Here is a 15404-nt window from a genome sequence, read left to right on the forward strand (position 1 = left end):
TGCAAGAAACATTATTGTTGTCGCCTACCTTTTTACACGAACTTATTGACCGGCAACAGCAACTGCCCCGACACCTCAACATGATAAGCTTGATGACCACTCGGGCGAATTGGCAAGGGGACGTATCTTGGGTATTAGCTGGGGTAGCATGATGCTGGTGGCGTTGGGCGGGGCTTTCGGCGGCATGGCCCGCGTCGCCCTCTCTAATCTATTTGCCAAATGGCTGGGTATCGCCTTTCCTTGGGGTACCCTGGCCGTTAACCTGCTGGGCGCTTTTGCCCTTGGCGGGTTGGCGAGTACTCTCCATCAGAGCAGCCCACCGTCAGGCGGTGTCTGGCTGATTATCGCCGTCGGGTTGCTGGGCGGTTTCACGACGGTCTCGTCCTTCAGCCTGCAAACCCTGGGCCTTTGGGAAAACGGCATGGGAGGCAAGGCGCTCGCCAATATCATCGGCACGCTGACATTCGGCGTGGCGGCGCTGGGGTTAGGTGCATGGTTGGTGGGGGGAGGCCTATGAAGGCGCTTGCCACCTATGCCGCGGTGGGCCTGGGCAGCGGTCTCGGCAGTGCGCTGCGTTTCGTCATCTCGTTATCGATGGTAGGCAGTTTCGGTAGCGCCTTCCCCTGGGGGACGCTTCTGGTCAATGTCGTCGGCTCAGGGCTGATCGGCTGGCTTGCCGGGCGCATTGCCCAGGCACCCGATGCACAACGCAAACGCTGGCAGCCCTTTTGGGTGGCGGGCTTCTGCGGCGGGTTCACCACCTTTTCTCTGTTCAGCCTAGAGGTCGTTTCACTTGCCCAGACCCAACCCCTCCTGGCGTTGGCTTATATCGCTGTCAGTCTGCCTTTATGGCTGGTGGCCGTGTGGGTAGGGCAACGCTGCGCCCATAGCGGTTAAGTCATCCAGCTTGACCCGCGCTTAACCGGCTCTCGACTCGGCCGGTGACTGCTTTACCAGCCGCGGTACCCAGGCGAGGTAGGCCACCATGCCCAGCAGTTCGACCAGTGACTGCAGGACAATGACCACCACCGCCGCGGCCCAGATATCGGGCAACGCAATCGCCAACGGGAGTACCACAAAGGAATTGCGGGTGCCGAGGCTGAACACCAGCGTCCGGCCGGCCGCCGCGGGAAGACGAAACAGGGTGTGGAGTGTCTTGCTGACCAGGGCTGCCGCCAACAGGTAGAGCACGAAGATCACGGCGATTCGCCACAGCACTTCTTGCGATCCAATAATCACATGCACTTGCGAGGCCGCAATCAAGAACACCACCGTGGCCAGCAGAGGCACGGGTAGCCACCCCATCACCTCAACGCCTCGCTTGAGTGCAGCGGATTGCGCGGCCCCTTTTTCGGTCAGCCAGGCAAGTAGTAACGGCGTCACGATCAGCCCTAAAAAGGCAGGCAACAAGTCGCTCAGCAGGTGGGCACCGACAAACTGCTCGCCCATCATTAACGCGACATAAAGCGGCAAAAGTACTATCTGCAGCAGAAGCAATACGGGTGTCGCGGCAATTGCCCTGGCACTGTCTCCCTGCCCAAGATGCGTAAAGCTGATAAACCAGTCGGTGCAGGGCACCAACAACACCAGCAGGACGCCGAGCAATACAGCACCCTCCAACCCAAAAAGCGTGGTCAATCCCCACACGACCAACGGCATGACGATGAAGTTGCCCAACGACAGCGCGCCCATAAAGCGCCGGTCTTTGAAGGCTTGGGAAATATTCAAAAGGGGCACTTGGGTAAAGGTGGCATATAGTAGCACGCCTAGTAGCGGCCAGAGAGCGACGTCCCATGCCTGAACCGTTTCCCAACGCGACCCCAAACCAATACCGGCAACAATGGCCAGCAGATAAAGCCAGACTTGATACTTTTCCAGGGTGTCGCGCATCAAGGTAACGTCTGCTCCTGAGTCAAATGACCTTCGCAGGGGCGCTGGCCCTGCCTAGCTGATGCGCTCATATCCGCCCAACACACCTTGCTTGCTGAGCACGAACTGCCATAGCTGGATTTCACGAGCGCGGAAAGCGCCGGCGCAGCTTAGCAGGTAATAACGCCACATGCGGTAGAAGGTGTGGTCAAACAGATCTGTGAATTGCGGCCAGTTGGCTTCAAAATTTTCATGCCAGGCCATCAGCGTCTTGTCGTAGTCAGCACCAAAATTGTGGACATCTTCGACCACAAATAACCCCTCCGCCGCATCGGTCACTCGGCCGAGGGTGGGGAGTTCACCATTGGGAAAAATATACTTATCAATCCACGGGTCGGTTGACGTTGTGCTTAAATTCTTACCGATGGTGTGAAGCAGAAAGAGGCCATCTTCTTTCAGGCAGCGGTTGGCGACTTCCATGTATTCGCGGTAGTTCTTGCGCCCTACGTGCTCGAACATCCCAACGCTGACGATACGATCAAACTGCTCGGTTTCATCGCGATAGTCCTGCAGGCGAAACTCGACGGGAAGATCGTTTTTCATCACCCGTTGACCAAACTCCGCCTGCTCTTTGGATATGGTCAGGCCCACACACTCAACGCCGTAGTGCTCCGCGGCATAGGCCATGAAGCTGCCCCAGCCACAGCCGATATCCAGCACCCGCATACCGGGTTTAAGGTCCAACTTACGACAAATCAAGTCGAGCTTGGCCTCCTGGGCATCATCAAGCGTTTCAGCGTCCTTCCAATAGCCACAGGTGTAAGTCATACGCTTGTCGAGCATGGCCGCATAGAATTCATTACCCAGGTCATAATGCTTCTCACCCACTTCCCAGGCCCGCTTGACGCTTTGACGATTGAGCAGCTTAGAACGCAATGAATGATAAATAAGCTTGGTAGGATTGACACGATGGTGAAGCTGGGCGCGCACGAGGCGGTAAAAGAACTGATCCAACGACTCGGCGTCCCAATCGCCATTCATGTAACTTTCGCCAAGCCCTAAGTTGCCTCGCGAAAGGGCGCTATCGATAACGCCTGGCGCTTTCAGTTGTATATCCCACGGCCGATTGCCGTTGATATTGATATCCGCTTGCTTCAACAAACCAGCGAAGAAGCGATGGGATGATGAGCGTTCGTCAAAAACCGTTTTCTGCGTGTCCAAGGTTGGTAAATTCAAGGTTACACCCCACCGTTGCCTATGAGTGAATTGGTAACACCTCTTCACTAAGCATAGAACCAAGATCGACGTTTGGTGAAGTTGGCGGCACTTTCTTCAGCCAAAAAAAACCGGCCCTCTGCCATCAGAAGGGGCCGGTTTGGGCAGTGCTTAACGCAATATCAGCACGGGAATGGTGCTCTTGCGCAGCATGTCGGTGGTGGTACTGCCCACCAACAAGTGGCGAATGCGCGAATGACCGTAGGCGCCCATGACCATCATGTCGATGTCGTTATCTGCTGCGTACGCATGCAGCGTGGCCTCCACCTCACCGGCGCGAATCGCCCCTTCGGCCTCGTGGCCCGCCTCGCGCAGCGTGGCAAGCGCCCACTCGAGCTGCGAGCTGTTCTCGCCGGTATCGGCGCCAACAATGACCACGTGGCAGGCAATGCCGCTGAACAGCGGGCTCTTGGCGAGCATTTCAATACCCTTCCGCGCCGTCTTGCTGCCGTCGAACGCCATCATGACCTTTTCCGGGGTTTTGAAACCGCCTCGCGGCACCATCAGAATCGGCCGATGCATTTCGCGCACCACGCGTTCAAGGTTTGAGCCCAGGTGGCCGCTGGCCTGGTCGGCGGTTTCGCCGCGCTTGCCCATGACCAGCAGACGCACATCGTTTTCAAGCTCTACCAGGGTTTCCACCAGGGTACCGTTGCGCTGACGGGTGGCGGGGTCGGCGATGCCGTCTTCAACGGCACGCGCCTTGGCCGCCTCGAGCATCAGCTTGCCCTGCTCGCGGTTGATCCTGGCCCGCTGCTCGTCAAGGTCGGAAAGCTCTTCCATGAGCTTTTCCCGCGCCCCGAGGCGCAGACTGCCCGATAGATTGGGGTCTTCGGGAGCTTGCGAATGGTTGTCCACGACGTGAACAAACACCAGCGGCGCGTTCAGCGCCTGGCTGGCCCAGGCGGCGTAATCGCAGACGCTTTCTGAAAACGATGAGCCGTCGATGGCGGCCAGTACCTGACCGGACATTGAGAATTGATCAGACATTGTGCACTCCTTGCTGGTTAGTGGCCGCCCATGAGTTTTTCCACCGCCACGGGGTCGTCGTGCACGGCGTAACGATCCACCACGGTGGCACTCGCCTCGTTGAGGCCGATCAGCTCAACCTCGGTGCCTTCGCGGCGGAACTTGATCACCACCCGATCCAGCGCCTGCACGGCGGTGATATCCCAAAAGTGGGCCCGGGAGAGATTGATGGTGACCTTGTCGATGCTTTCCTTGAAATCAAAGGCGTCGATAAAGCGCTCGGAGGACGCAAAGAACACCTGGCCCACGACCTGGTATTCGCGCTCGCTGCCCGCTGTGACTTCCTTCGAGCCGATATACATGATGTTGCCGACCTTGTTGGCGAAGAACATCGCCGCCAGCAGCACGCCCACGAAGACGCCAATCGCCAGGTTGTGGGTGCCCACAGTGACCACAACGGTCGCCACCATCACGAAGTTGGTGCTCATGGGGTGTTTCTTGAGGTCGCGGATGGACTCCCAACTGAAGGTACCCACGGCTACCATGATCATCACCGCAACCAGCGCCGCCATGGGGATCTGCGAGACCCAGTCGGCGAGGAACACCACCATCAACAGCAGCGCAACACCGGCAATCAGGGTCGAGGTACGCCGACGGCCGCCGGATTTAATGTTGATCACCGACTGGCCGATCATCGCACAGCCCGCCATGCCGCCGATCAGGCCCGAGCCGATATTGGCAATGCCCTGGCCTTTACACTCGCGATTTTTATCGCTTTTGGTATCGGTCAAATCGTCGATGATCGTGGCGGTCATCATGGATTCCAGCAGCCCCACCACGGTCAGCATCAGCGAGTACGGCAGGATGATCATCAGGGTTTCAAGATTCAGCGGCACGTCCGGCCACAGGAAGATAGGCAGGCTATCGGGCAATTCGCCCATATCGCCCACGCTGCGAATCTCCATGCCGGTAATCATGTAAACCGCGGTCAGTACCACGATGCACACCAACGGCGAGGGAATCATCCGGCCGATAACGGGCACATAGGGAAAGCCGTAGATGATCGCAAGCCCCGCCGCCGTCATGGCATAAACGTGCCAGGTCACATCGGTCAACTCGGGCAACTGCGCCATGAAAATCAGAATCGCCAGCGCATTCACGAACCCGGTGACCACCGAGCGCGAGACAAAGCGCATCAGGTCGGCAAGCCTCAGGTAGCCGGCGACAATCTGGAATACCCCGGTCAACAGCGTGGCGGCCAGCAGATACTCGAGCCCGTGTTCCTTGACCAGGGTGATCATCAGCAGCGCCATGGCCCCGGTGGCAGCCGAGATCATGCCCGAGCGCCCGCCGGTGAAAGCGATAATGACGCAGATGGCGAAGGAGGCGTAGAGGCCGACTTTCGGGTCGACCCCTGCAATGATGGAGAAGGCGATGGCCTCGGGAATCAGGGCGAGTGCCACCACGATACCCGCCAGGGTGTCGCCCTTGAGGTTCGAGAGCCAAGACTGTTTAAATTTTTCGTACATGCGGGGGTCCATAGTTGAAGGTTAACGACAGGCCGCAAGCGTGGGGCGTAGAACACCCGACAGCGGCACGTGAAGAGCTTGGGTAGTACATGGGTAGTACAAATGGTGCTTGTGAGAGCGACGTACGCTGACGTCAGGGCATGGCAAAACGGTACGCAAGGATACCGCCAGGCGATGACAGCCGGGTGAAGGCGTCATGCACAGCAAATAGGAAGGAAAGCCTAGGGCGGAGTCATCAGCCCTGAGGTGGCAAGTGCCGGTAACGTCATAAACAAGGTCACTGTGTCATCAACACGGATTTGTCGGTGGCCTGCCCTGAACCAGAAAGGCGCCAGCGGAAGGCGCAAGATTCTAACAGTAATTTTACCACCCTGCACCCGGTCATCGCCGTTGGCGTTCCTTGACGGCCGTCAGGCAGGCACCATGTTCGACGACTGCAGGGTGCCCAAGCCCACCACTTTGGCGTACCATTGCAATGCAATATACCGACTGATCGAGTCCCAACTTTCCACGTTGAAGCGGCCCCCCGCCGAGAGAAGAGGAGCAGTAGATGAGCCATTCCATAGCAGTGATCAAAGGCGACGGTATCGGCCCCGAAATCATGGACGCCACGCTACGCGTGCTGGATGCCCTGGATTGCGGTTTGGAGTACGAATTTATCGACGCCGGTCTGGGCGCGCTGGACAAACACGGCACGCTGATTCCCCAGGCATCGCTGGACGCCATCGAAAAACACGGTATCGCGCTCAAGGGCCCACTTACCACGCCGATCGGCAAGGGCTTCTCCTCCATCAACGTGCAGCTTCGCCGTCACTTCGACCTTTACGCCAATGTGCGCCCTGCGATCAGCTTTCCCGGCACTCAGTCACGCTACGACAACATTGACATGATCACCGTGCGGGAAAACACCGAAGGGGCTTACCTCGCCGATGGCCAGGAATACATCGACGATGGCAATACCGCCCTGTCGGTCATCAAGGTGACCCGCAAAGGCTCCGAGCGCATCGTGCGTTATGCCTTCGAATTGGCGAAAAGCAACGGCCGCAAGAAAGTCACCGCCGTACATAAAGCCAACATCATCAAGACCAGCTCCGGGCTTTTCCTGGACGTTGCCCGGGAAATCGCCGAAGAATACCCCGACATCGAATTCCAGGAGATGATCGTCGACAACGCCTGCATGCAGCTGGTCATGAACCCGCATCAGTTCGACGTCGTGGTGACCACCAACCTGTTTGGCGACATCATGTCGGACCTGTGCGCGGGTCTGGTCGGCGGGCTTGGCCTGGCACCGGGCGCCAACATCGGCGAAAAAGCGGCGATCTTCGAGGCTGTGCACGGCTCCGCGCCGGATATCGAAGGCAAGAAGATCGCCAACCCCTGCGCGCTGCTGCTGGCCGCGGCGCAGATGCTCGACCACCTGAACATGGACGACAAAGCCACTGCCATTCGCAAGGGGATTCGCGACGTGCTGGAAAACCGCCGCGATATGGTCACCCCGGACATGGGCGGCACCGGCACCACCGACACCTTTGCCGAAGCACTGGTCGACTACGTCGGTCGCTAATCCAGCTTCCGCTCACCGGCCTTGCGTAACGGCCGGTGAGCGAAACCGGTAGCCCAACAGACGCATCGCGTTAAGCGTCACCAACACGGTAGCGCCGGTGTCAGCCATTACTGCCACCCACATGCCGGTGATACCCAGTACGGTCGACACCAGAAACAACGCCTTGAAACCCAGCGCCAGCGCCACGTTGGTCTTGACGTTGTTCAGCGTCGCCCGGGACAGCGCGATGAGTTCGGCAACCCCCATCACACGGTTCTTCAGCAAGGCCGCATCGGCGGTTTCCAACGCCACATCGGTTCCACCGCCCATGGCGATCCCCACGTCTGCCGCCGCCAGCGCCGGGGCATCATTGATACCGTCGCCGACTTTACCGACAGGCCCAATTCCCTGTGCCTGCCAATCACGTACGCGCTGTGCCTTGGCTTCGGGCATCAATTCGCCCTCGGCCTCAATGCCCAGCTGCTCGCCCATGGCCGCTACCGTGCGCGCGTTATCGCCGCTGAGCATCACCACGCTGACGCCCAGGCGTTTGAGCGCTTCAATCGCGGCTGGCGTATCCTCGCGGGGTTCGTCGCGCAGCGCCAACACGCCAAGCGCGATTCCTTCAGCCAGCAACAGGACCACCGTTTTACCCTCTGCTTCCAGCGCGGCAATTCGCGCTGACTGGGTCTCGGTCCCCTGCCAATGGCGCGGACTTGAAAGGGTCAACGCCCGCCCCTCGAACCGACCGCTGACACCCTGCCCGGCCTGAGCCTGCCCCTCGGATGCCCTGCCAAGCGACAGCCCCAACTGCTCTGCATGCTGCACAATGGCCTGCGCCACCGGGTGGCTCGAGTCCTGCTCCAGCGCAGCGGCCAGGCGGACAACCTCTTGTTCACTGGGCTCGTCCCAGCCTTCCACATCGGTCACGCTGGGCGCGCCCGCCGTCAGGGTGCCGGTTTTATCCACCGCCACGCGCTGAAGCTTGCCAAGCTGTTCAAGTACGGCGCCTCCCTTGATCAACAGCCCATGCCGCGCGGCGGTTGAAAGCCCCGCGGCAATGGCGGCGGGTGTCGAGATGACCAGTGCGCATGGGCAGGCGATCAGCAGCAGCGCCAGCGCCCGGTAGACCGACTCGGACCAGGCAAGCCCGGTCAGCCAGGGCGGCACCACCGCCACCAGCACGGCCACCCCGACGACCAATGGCATGTACCAGCGGGCAAAGCGATCGATAAAGCGCGCCACGGGGGCTTTGGCGGCCTGCGCCTCTTCGACCAGATGGATAATCCGGGCAATGGTATTGTCGGCAGCTCCCCGGGTGACCTCTACCTCTAACGCCGCGTCGAGATTGACCGTGCCCGCCCAGATCTCCTCGCCGGCGGCCCGCTGCCGGGGCACCGACTCACCGTTGATGGGCGACTCGTCGAGCTGGGAGGTACCCGCGATGATACGTCCATCGCAAGGCACGCGATCGCCGGGGCGCACCAGTACCCGCTGGCCTGGCGTCAACGCATCCGCCGCTATCTCGCGGGTGGCCTCCCCCTCAAGCAGACGCGCCGTCGCTGGCGTCAGATTGCCCAGCGCGGCAATACGGCGTCGTGCCTGCCCGGCCGCCACGCCTTCGAGCAGCTCACCCACCGCGAACAAGAACACCACCATGGCCGCTTCAGCGGCGGCCCCGATGGTTAAAGCCCCCAGGGCCGCGATACTCATCAGCATTTCAATGGTCAGCGGATTGCCCATGCGCAGCGAGCGCCAGGCCACCTGCCCGATCGGCAGCCAACCGATCAGCGTGGCCAATACGAATGGCCAGGCACCCACTTCAGGCAGACCCCAGGAAAGCAGCCACGCCATGACCAGCAGCGCGCCACTGACCACCACCAGGCGTCCTTTGGTCGTGTTCCACCAGCGCGGCGTCGATGCCGTCGATGGCGAGGCTTCAATCACCGGATAGCCAAGCCTGGAAAGCGTGTGTTTCAAGCTGTCATGGTCCAGCGCCTGGTCGGCATAGGCGGTCACACTCACGGTACCGCTCATGCTGGAGGCGTTGACCTGTTCAACCTGCGACAACCCTTCAAGCGCTGCCTCTACCTTGCGCTCGCAGCCGCCACAGTCCATGCCCTGGACATTCAGGCGCGCGGTGTCGCGGGTGTCTTGCTGGCGAGTGGTCATGGCATCGTCCTTCCCAGTCAACTATATTGGGATCAGCCTAATACCTGTAGTCACTAGAGGTTCAAGCCATGACCAGCACGCCAAGCCAGGCCGCTATCGGCATCGGCGAACTCGCCAGCCGCACCCACTGCAAGCCGGAGACGGTGCGCTATTACGAGAAGATCGGCCTGCTGCCCGCCGCCCCGCGCAATGAGGGCAACCAGCGGCGTTACAGCGAGGCAACGGTGCAGCGCTTGATGTTCATTCGTCATGCGCGGGATTTCGGCTTCTCGGTGGAGGCCGTGCGGGAGCTACTCGATATGGCCGACCACCCGAGCCAGCCGTGCGACCAGGTCGATCAGCTGGCACGTCGGCACCTGGCGGAGGTGGAGTCGCGCATTCAGCGGCTGATGGTTCTGCGCGACGAACTGAAGCGCACGGTTGCCCAGTGCGACGGCGACAGCGTGGCCCAGTGCCGGATTATCGAGGTGTTGAGCGACCACCGGCTGTGTAGCCACGATGCCGCCCATGGCGGCGCGGAGGCGCTGCGTTGATGCGGCGGCGCGTTACGCCCCCAGCCACACGTCGAGGAACAACATGATCACAAGGCCGATGGCCAGGCCAAAGGTTGCCTTCTTCTGGTGCCCACAGCGGTGAGTCTCGGGGATGATTTCATGGCTGATCACATAAAGCATCGCCCCGGCGGCAAAGGCCATACCCCAGGGCAGCAATATCTGCGAGACGCTGATGATACTGGCACCGAACAGACCACCGATCGGCTCGATCAACCCGGTGAGCGCGGCAATCGTCCACGAGCGAACCCGTGAATACCCCTCACCCATGAGCGCAATAGCCACGGCCAGCCCTTCCGGTATGTTTTGCAGGCCAATGCCGATCGCCAACGGCATGCCGCCTTCGAGACCGTTGGCGCCGAACCCAACGCCCACTGCCATGCCCTCGGGCAGGTTGTGAATGGCAATGGCAAACACGAACAGCCATACCCGCCGCAGCGAGGCGGCTTCGGGGCCTTCGCGACCCTGCTGGAAATGCTCGTGGGGGAGGCGTTCATTGAGCAGGGCAATCGCCCCCATGCCCAGCAGGATCGCCGCGCAGACAATGGCAGCGGGAACCGGCCCACCGGCGTAATAGATTTCGGCGGCGTCCAGCGCCGGAATGATCAGCGAAAAGAACGACGCTGCCAGCATGACACCGGCGGCAAACCCCAGCGCCAGGTCACGAAACCCGCGGTCAGGGGTTTTGCCCAGCAATACCGGTAACGCACCGACGGCCGTCAACGAGCCAGCGGCAAGGCTACCCAAGAAACCGAGTAAAAAGGTATTTTCCATGCGCCAAAAGGGCCTTTTATCCAGAGGGTCAGTGCGACGGGGTTACTGCTAACCCAATCCGCGCAGAATAAAGTCGACGGTTTGCTGTGCCTGATGCTTCGAGGCACCGCTCTTCATCAATAACCGCAGCCCTGACATCGACAGTGTCAAAAACTGTGCGGCACTTTGCGGATCGCGGGTCTCACCGATACTGCCTTCGCGCTGGGCGCGCTTGATAACGCCATGAAAGAAAGCCGTCACGCTCGCCACGCTATCACGAGCGGTCTGCGCTGGCAGCGAGTCTTCTCCGCCCAGCTCGGTGGCGGAGTTGAACAGCAAACAGCCAAGCGATGCCTGCTGGCTGTCGGTATCGGCGGCTGAATACAACAGCTGCTCGATAAACGACCAGGCGCTATCGGCGGCGTCCAGCTGTTCGGACAGCGACGCCAACAGTTCTTCGCGGTAATTCTGCAGGGCTAGCAGGAACAGCGCTTCTTTGTTACCGAACGCCTGGTACAGGCTGCTGCGCGACAGCGCCATGGCGTCCAGCAGGTCGCGCATGGACGTATGATAGTAGCCAGAGCGCCAGAAGGTGTTAACCGCCGCCTTTAGCGCTTCTTCCGGCTGATGCTGTAAGGGTCTGCCGATGGTCATTGTCACCACTCTTGGAAACTGTCGCCCACGCTTCAACGGGACAAATCACTCTCTAGGCCATTAATTTAACATGTTGCAGGGGGATTAGGGGAGTCAGCGCCCCTTCGCGACCGCGGGGCAAAGAAAAAGCTGCGCGTGGCAGCCGAGGGGACACAGCAACGCTCCCCCCCGGCGCGGCCTGGCCGACCCGGGGATGGGATGCGTTTGGAAGCCGTTGAAGGCTTAGTTCAGCAGCTCTTTCACCTGCTTGATGCCTTCGCGAGCGAGCTGCACCGGGCGGGAATCGCTGACGGTCCAGGCGGCCATCGAGCCGTCATACATGGCGATGTTGTCGAACCCGGCGACTTCGCTGAGCACAAACCAGTCGGTCGCAGCCCAGTGACCGGTGTTGCAGAAGGCGATCGTGCGCTCGCTGCTATCCAGCTCCACGGCATTGATACGCGATTGCAGACCGGCGACGTCCAGGTAGTAGGCACCGTTCTGGTCGTTCAGGTGCGACTGGTGGGGCAGGCTCCGCGCGCCCGGAATCGTACCGGCCACCCGTGCCGCGGGGGATTGGTTGTCACCGGCGAAATAGTCGGCGGGCCGGGCGTCGACCAGCTGCGCTTGGCTTTCCCGGGCGGCTTCCACGTCCTCGGTTGACGCAATCAGCTCCTCGCGAAGCGTGGCATCGAATTCCGCGGCATCGTATGACTCAGGCTCGCCGCTTGCCACGTCAAAGCCCTGCTGTTCCCAGCCCGCAAAGCCACCGTTGAGGATGGCAACATCGTCGTGGCCGAGGACCTTGAGCGTCCAATACACCCGCGCCGCGCTGCCGAAATCGGTGGCGCCGGTACCGGCGGGTACAATCACCACCGCGCTGTCGTTATCGATACCCAGATCGCCAATCAGCGTTTCCAGATCGCTCACCTCGGGCATCAAGCCCGCTACGCTGTCGCGGGTTTCGCGCCAGCCGTCATCGGTGTAGCTTGAATAGCGGCTGCCCGGAATGCGGGCCTCGGCAAAGCTCTCGGCATCGCCGCCATCGTCGATGGACGAACGCACGTCCAATACCACAAGTTCCTCTTGATCAAGATGCTCGTTCAGCCACTCGGCATCCACCAGCGGCGTCATTTCAAGCGGCGTTTCTTCAAGTGGCTTTTCTTCAAGTGCTAAGGCCTGGGCGGAAAACCCCAGGGCGCCGATCAGGCCCAATAGTAAGCGGGACATAAAACCTCCATTGCGGTCGCGAGCAACGCTCATCGACTTCAGTAAAACAGGCGAAAGAACGTTTGGTACATTAATATGATAGTGGGTGATATAAAACCATTATCAAAATGCTTTTTTGGCATAACCGTATAGATAAAGGTACCAATGGTCGTGGCATCGATGCAGGGTCTGCTTTGCAAAATCGCTGAAAATGTTGTGTAAGCAATCGCGCTGATCGACCACTCACTGGTAACGACCCGACAAGGAGCCCAGGATGAGCGCGCACGCTACTCCCCCACCACGCTTTTGGCTGAGCGGCAAACGCCACGCCGAGCAGGACCTTTTTTTTCGTCAGACCCTGGAAGCCGAGGGCTGGGAGCAGGGCGACGAAACGCAGTGGCAGGCGGCCTGGGTCACCGGCATGCCGCCCAGGGCGGCGTTCAAGGCAACCTCCCCCCGCCAGGTGATGAACCACATCCCCGGCAACGCCGCGCTCACGGTCAAAAGCCGCCTGCATGCGGGCCTGAAGACGCTGCGCGAACGCACCCGGCGCCACTTTGGGGAAGCGCACCCCAACACGAAGCGGTTGAATTTCTTCCCCCGCGCCTATGAAATGCCCCACGACTACCCGGCGCTGGTCGAAGACGCCGCCGCGCATCCCGATAAGCGCTGGATCCTGAAACCGACCAATGCGTCCAAGGGCCAAGGGGTTCAGGTGTTGCGCGATCCGACCACCGCGCCACTGGAACCCAACTGGCTGGTGCAGGAATACGTTGCCAACCCGCATACCATCCGCGGCCACAAGTACGTGCTGCGCCTGTATATGCTGATCGCCAGCATTGACCCGCTACGCATCTATCTCTACGACCAGGGCTTTGCCAAGCTGGCCTCGGCGCCGTGGAGCCCGGATGACATCGACAATCCCTTTAGCCAGCTGACCAACCCCGACATCAACGCGCTCAACCTGGATGCCGAGATTCCGGTGGAGTTTATCGACCTTGACCGCTATCGCCACTGGCTTCGCGAGCAGGGCCACGACGATCAGGCACTGTTTGACCAGTTGCAGGATCTGGCCACGCTGACCGCGCTCTCCGGGGTCGAAGCGATGCGCGCCCGCTCCCGGGAAGACGGCGCCGACCCGCGGGGCTGTTACGAGTTGATCGGCCTGGACTGCCTGGTCGACGACCAGCTCAAGCCCTGGATTCTGGAGTGCAACCTGAGTCCTTCGCTGGGCACCTGCGCCAAGCCCGAACACGGCGGCGTGGTCGAAGAGGCCGTCAAAACCGGGCTGGTGGAGGACATGATCGCCCTGACCGGGCTGACTCAGCCGCCCCGGGAGACGGCCACCTTCGATGCCGCTGCGCTGGCGGCCGAGCGCGAACGGGCGGGTGGCTTCGTGCCGCTCTACCCGACCCAGGACGCCCATCGCTACCTGCCCTTTGTCGGGCTACCCAGCCTTGCCGATTACCGGCTGGCGACTGAACTCGCTCCGCTGAGCCTGTCTTTCCAAGGCCAGGACGTCAGTGAGCTGATCGATGACGATCGTCTGGCGCTTTATCACCACCCCAGCGGGTGCTATTTCCAGCTTAACGACAGCGCGGCACTGATCTGGCTGCTGGTCAGCGAAGGCGCGCCGCTCGAGAGGGTGATTGAACAGCTCCAAGAGGCAAGCAGCGGGCAGGTCGATGCCGACACCCTGGCCAGCGACCTCTGGGCGACCCTTGCGCAATGGTGGCAGCACGGCCTGCTGACGCCCGGGGATGGCGACACCTCCGCGCCCGACACGGCCTCCCCCGCTCGCGAGCGTCCCGCCACCTGGCGCAGTACGCTGTTCTTCGATCAGCGCCGTTGGTCGATCAGCGCGCCCGAGGGCCCTGTATCAGCCATGATTGCCGAGACACTGACGCCGCTGCTGGACACCGACGGCAACGCCGCCGACACGTCGCTGCATGTCCTGGAAAGCGCCAACGGTTACTGCCTGACCAGCGACAGCCGGGTGATTCGCTCGCGTCTGCGCCTCGACAACATCGTCCCCGCTATCACCCAGCACTGCTTGTCCCACGCCGTGAGAGACGGGCAGCTGGTACTCGACGTCGTCCTGCTGAGTCGGCCGGAGGGACATGTCGTCTGCGTTGTGCCCGCCCAAAAGTCTGCCCAGGCGATGGACACGCTGAAAACCGTGGCGGCGCAGAATGGCCTTGCCCTGACGCGCGGGACACGCCTCTCGCTGGCCGCACCGGACAGCCTGGAACCGCTTAATCTACCGCTTGAGGGTGCCGGGTTCCTGTTTCAGGAACGCGGCCCTTGCGTTGGGCTTTTATGGCTTGATGACGCCCCGAGCGACAGCTCCGAAGCACCGTCGTCGCTCGAGTTGCTCGGCGCCCTGCTGCCCAGGGCCCAGGAAACAGCAGATCAACCGCAAGGGTTAAGCCCTGACGCCTTGACCGCGCTGCAGCACATGACCCAGGGCGCGCACCGCGCGCGGCTGGCCAGCACCCAGGTCGAGGCCGTTACCCAATGGCTTGACCGGACACCGCTTTTACCCTCTTCCCACGCCGCGGTATAGCGGCAGGAAGTCGCGCCATCTGGCGCATTTACTTATGACACTATAAGGAGAAGCCTCATGTCTCAACAAGAAGCAAAACGTCGTTTACTGAGCCGCCTTGGTCGCCGGTTCGGCTATACAGCGCCTGCCCTGGCGCTGGTCGCGGGTGGCCTGGCCTTTCAGGCCCAGGCCGACGAACCCACTGACGGGTTCAGTTCGATGCAGGAAGCGCCCATGATGCTGGCCGAAGGCGGTGCTGAAGGCGCTGGCGAAGGCGAGGAAGAAATGGAAGGTGAAGGAGAAGGCGAAGGCGGTGCCGAAGCCGGTTAACACCGGCCCTGCCCGTCAAACTAACT

The 15404-nt window shown here is 61.0% G+C and carries 14 protein-coding genes; 6 read left to right on the forward strand and 8 right to left on the reverse strand.

Going from position 1 to position 15404, the window contains the following annotated elements; all coding sequences use genetic code 11:
• Nucleotides 1–127: 127 nt before the first annotated feature.
• Together ADS46_RS17780 and ADS46_RS17785 are read left to right on the forward strand one after the other, a co-directional pair.
• Nucleotides 128–517, forward strand: coding sequence for a fluoride efflux transporter FluC (locus ADS46_RS17780; protein ID WP_234346875.1), 390 nt, complete (start codon nucleotides 128–130; stop codon nucleotides 515–517).
• Complete coding sequence (locus ADS46_RS17785; RefSeq protein WP_066322435.1) at nucleotides 514–897, forward strand: fluoride efflux transporter FluC; 384 nt, start codon at nucleotides 514–516, stop codon at nucleotides 895–897. The genes ADS46_RS17780 and ADS46_RS17785 overlap by 4 nt, the downstream gene beginning before the upstream one ends.
• 21 nt (nucleotides 898–918) lie before the next feature.
• Here ADS46_RS17785 and ADS46_RS17790 read toward each other — a convergent pair whose 3' ends face one another.
• From ADS46_RS17790 to ADS46_RS17805, 4 genes are all read right to left on the reverse strand, one after another.
• Entirely contained in the window at nucleotides 919–1890 is a 972-nt protein-coding gene (locus ADS46_RS17790; RefSeq protein ID WP_066322438.1) for an arsenic resistance protein, read from the reverse strand.
• Nucleotides 1891–1944: 54 nt separating this feature from the next.
• Nucleotides 1945–3105, reverse strand: coding sequence for a cyclopropane fatty acyl phospholipid synthase (cfa, locus tag ADS46_RS17795; RefSeq protein WP_066322442.1), 1161 nt, complete (start codon nucleotides 3103–3105; stop codon nucleotides 1945–1947).
• Nucleotides 3106–3255: 150 nt separating this feature from the next.
• Nucleotides 3256–4116, reverse strand: coding sequence for a universal stress protein (locus ADS46_RS17800; RefSeq protein ID WP_066322632.1), 861 nt, complete (start codon nucleotides 4114–4116; stop codon nucleotides 3256–3258).
• Nucleotides 4117–4151: 35 nt separating this feature from the next.
• Complete coding sequence (locus tag ADS46_RS17805) at nucleotides 4152–5642, reverse strand: SulP family inorganic anion transporter (RefSeq protein ID WP_066322443.1); 1491 nt, start codon at nucleotides 5640–5642, stop codon at nucleotides 4152–4154.
• 550 nt (nucleotides 5643–6192) lie between these two features.
• Here ADS46_RS17805 and ADS46_RS17810 point away from each other — a divergent pair.
• The gene (locus ADS46_RS17810; RefSeq protein ID WP_066322444.1) at nucleotides 6193–7206 is read left to right on the forward strand and encodes an isocitrate dehydrogenase; all 1014 of its coding nucleotides are present in this window, start codon (nucleotides 6193–6195) and stop codon (nucleotides 7204–7206) included.
• Nucleotides 7207–7218: 12 nt separating this feature from the next.
• Here ADS46_RS17810 and ADS46_RS17815 read toward each other — a convergent pair whose 3' ends face one another.
• The gene (locus ADS46_RS17815) at nucleotides 7219–9357 is read right to left on the reverse strand and encodes a heavy metal translocating P-type ATPase (protein ID WP_066322452.1); all 2139 of its coding nucleotides are present in this window, start codon (nucleotides 9355–9357) and stop codon (nucleotides 7219–7221) included.
• Between the two features lie 68 nt (nucleotides 9358–9425).
• Between ADS46_RS17815 and ADS46_RS17820 the strand changes: the two genes are divergently transcribed.
• Entirely contained in the window at nucleotides 9426–9890 is a 465-nt protein-coding gene (locus tag ADS46_RS17820; protein ID WP_066322455.1) for a MerR family transcriptional regulator, read from the forward strand.
• A gap of 12 nt (nucleotides 9891–9902) precedes the next feature.
• Here the strand turns inward: ADS46_RS17820 and ADS46_RS17825 are convergent, their stop codons facing one another.
• The 3 genes from ADS46_RS17825 to ADS46_RS17835 all read right to left on the reverse strand — a co-directional run bounded on the left by ADS46_RS17825 (nucleotide 9903) and on the right by ADS46_RS17835 (nucleotide 12524).
• A complete protein-coding gene (locus tag ADS46_RS17825; RefSeq protein ID WP_066322458.1) occupies nucleotides 9903–10682 on the reverse strand; it encodes a ZIP family metal transporter in 780 nt (259 codons plus the stop codon).
• A gap of 48 nt (nucleotides 10683–10730) precedes the next feature.
• Nucleotides 10731–11315 (reverse strand): TetR/AcrR family transcriptional regulator, encoded by a 585-nt coding sequence (locus tag ADS46_RS17830; protein ID WP_066322463.1) that lies wholly within the window; start codon nucleotides 11313–11315, stop codon nucleotides 10731–10733.
• A gap of 222 nt (nucleotides 11316–11537) precedes the next feature.
• Nucleotides 11538–12524 carry a sulfurtransferase gene (locus ADS46_RS17835; RefSeq protein WP_066322465.1) on the reverse strand — a complete coding sequence of 329 codons (987 nt, stop codon included), beginning with the start codon at nucleotides 12522–12524 and terminating at the stop codon, nucleotides 11538–11540.
• A 253-nt stretch (nucleotides 12525–12777) separates the two neighbouring features.
• Between ADS46_RS17835 and ADS46_RS17840 the strand changes: the two genes are divergently transcribed.
• Both ADS46_RS17840 and ADS46_RS17845 read left to right on the forward strand, forming a co-directional pair.
• Nucleotides 12778–15069 (forward strand): PqqD family peptide modification chaperone, encoded by a 2292-nt coding sequence (locus ADS46_RS17840; RefSeq protein ID WP_066322467.1) that lies wholly within the window; start codon nucleotides 12778–12780, stop codon nucleotides 15067–15069.
• A gap of 57 nt (nucleotides 15070–15126) precedes the next feature.
• Nucleotides 15127–15378 carry a hypothetical protein gene (locus ADS46_RS17845; protein WP_066322468.1) on the forward strand — a complete coding sequence of 84 codons (252 nt, stop codon included), beginning with the start codon at nucleotides 15127–15129 and terminating at the stop codon, nucleotides 15376–15378.
• The last annotated feature ends 26 nt before the right edge of the window (nucleotides 15379–15404 follow it).

The organism is Halomonas sp. G11, from assembly GCF_001663515.1.
Lineage (GTDB): Bacteria > Pseudomonadota > Gammaproteobacteria > Pseudomonadales > Halomonadaceae > Vreelandella.

Excerpts from the sequence above, each read along its gene's own strand:
- ADS46_RS17825 (WP_066322458.1), bottom strand. The coding sequence starts at position 10,682 with ATGGAAAATACCTTTTTACTCGGTTTCTTGGGTAGCCTTGCCGCTGGC.
- ADS46_RS17790 (WP_066322438.1), bottom strand. The coding sequence starts at position 1,890 with ATGCGCGACACCCTGGAAAAGTATCAAGTCTGGCTTTATCTGCTGGCC.
- ADS46_RS17835 (WP_066322465.1), bottom strand. The coding sequence starts at position 12,524 with ATGTCCCGCTTACTATTGGGCCTGATCGGCGCCCTGGGGTTTTCCGCC.
- ADS46_RS17800 (WP_066322632.1), bottom strand. The coding sequence starts at position 4,116 with ATGTCCGGTCAGGTACTGGCCGCCATCGACGGCTCATCGTTTTCAGAA.
- ADS46_RS17830 (WP_066322463.1), bottom strand. The coding sequence starts at position 11,315 with ATGACCATCGGCAGACCCTTACAGCATCAGCCGGAAGAAGCGCTAAAG.
- ADS46_RS17815 (WP_066322452.1), bottom strand. The coding sequence starts at position 9,357 with ATGACCACTCGCCAGCAAGACACCCGCGACACCGCGCGCCTGAATGTC.
- ADS46_RS17810 (WP_066322444.1), top strand. The coding sequence starts at position 6,193 with ATGAGCCATTCCATAGCAGTGATCAAAGGCGACGGTATCGGCCCCGAA.
- ADS46_RS17785 (WP_066322435.1), top strand. The coding sequence starts at position 514 with ATGAAGGCGCTTGCCACCTATGCCGCGGTGGGCCTGGGCAGCGGTCTC.
- ADS46_RS17820 (WP_066322455.1), top strand. The coding sequence starts at position 9,426 with ATGACCAGCACGCCAAGCCAGGCCGCTATCGGCATCGGCGAACTCGCC.
- ADS46_RS17845 (WP_066322468.1), top strand. The coding sequence starts at position 15,127 with ATGTCTCAACAAGAAGCAAAACGTCGTTTACTGAGCCGCCTTGGTCGC.
- ADS46_RS17805 (WP_066322443.1), bottom strand. The coding sequence starts at position 5,642 with ATGTACGAAAAATTTAAACAGTCTTGGCTCTCGAACCTCAAGGGCGAC.
- ADS46_RS17840 (WP_066322467.1), top strand. The coding sequence starts at position 12,778 with ATGAGCGCGCACGCTACTCCCCCACCACGCTTTTGGCTGAGCGGCAAA.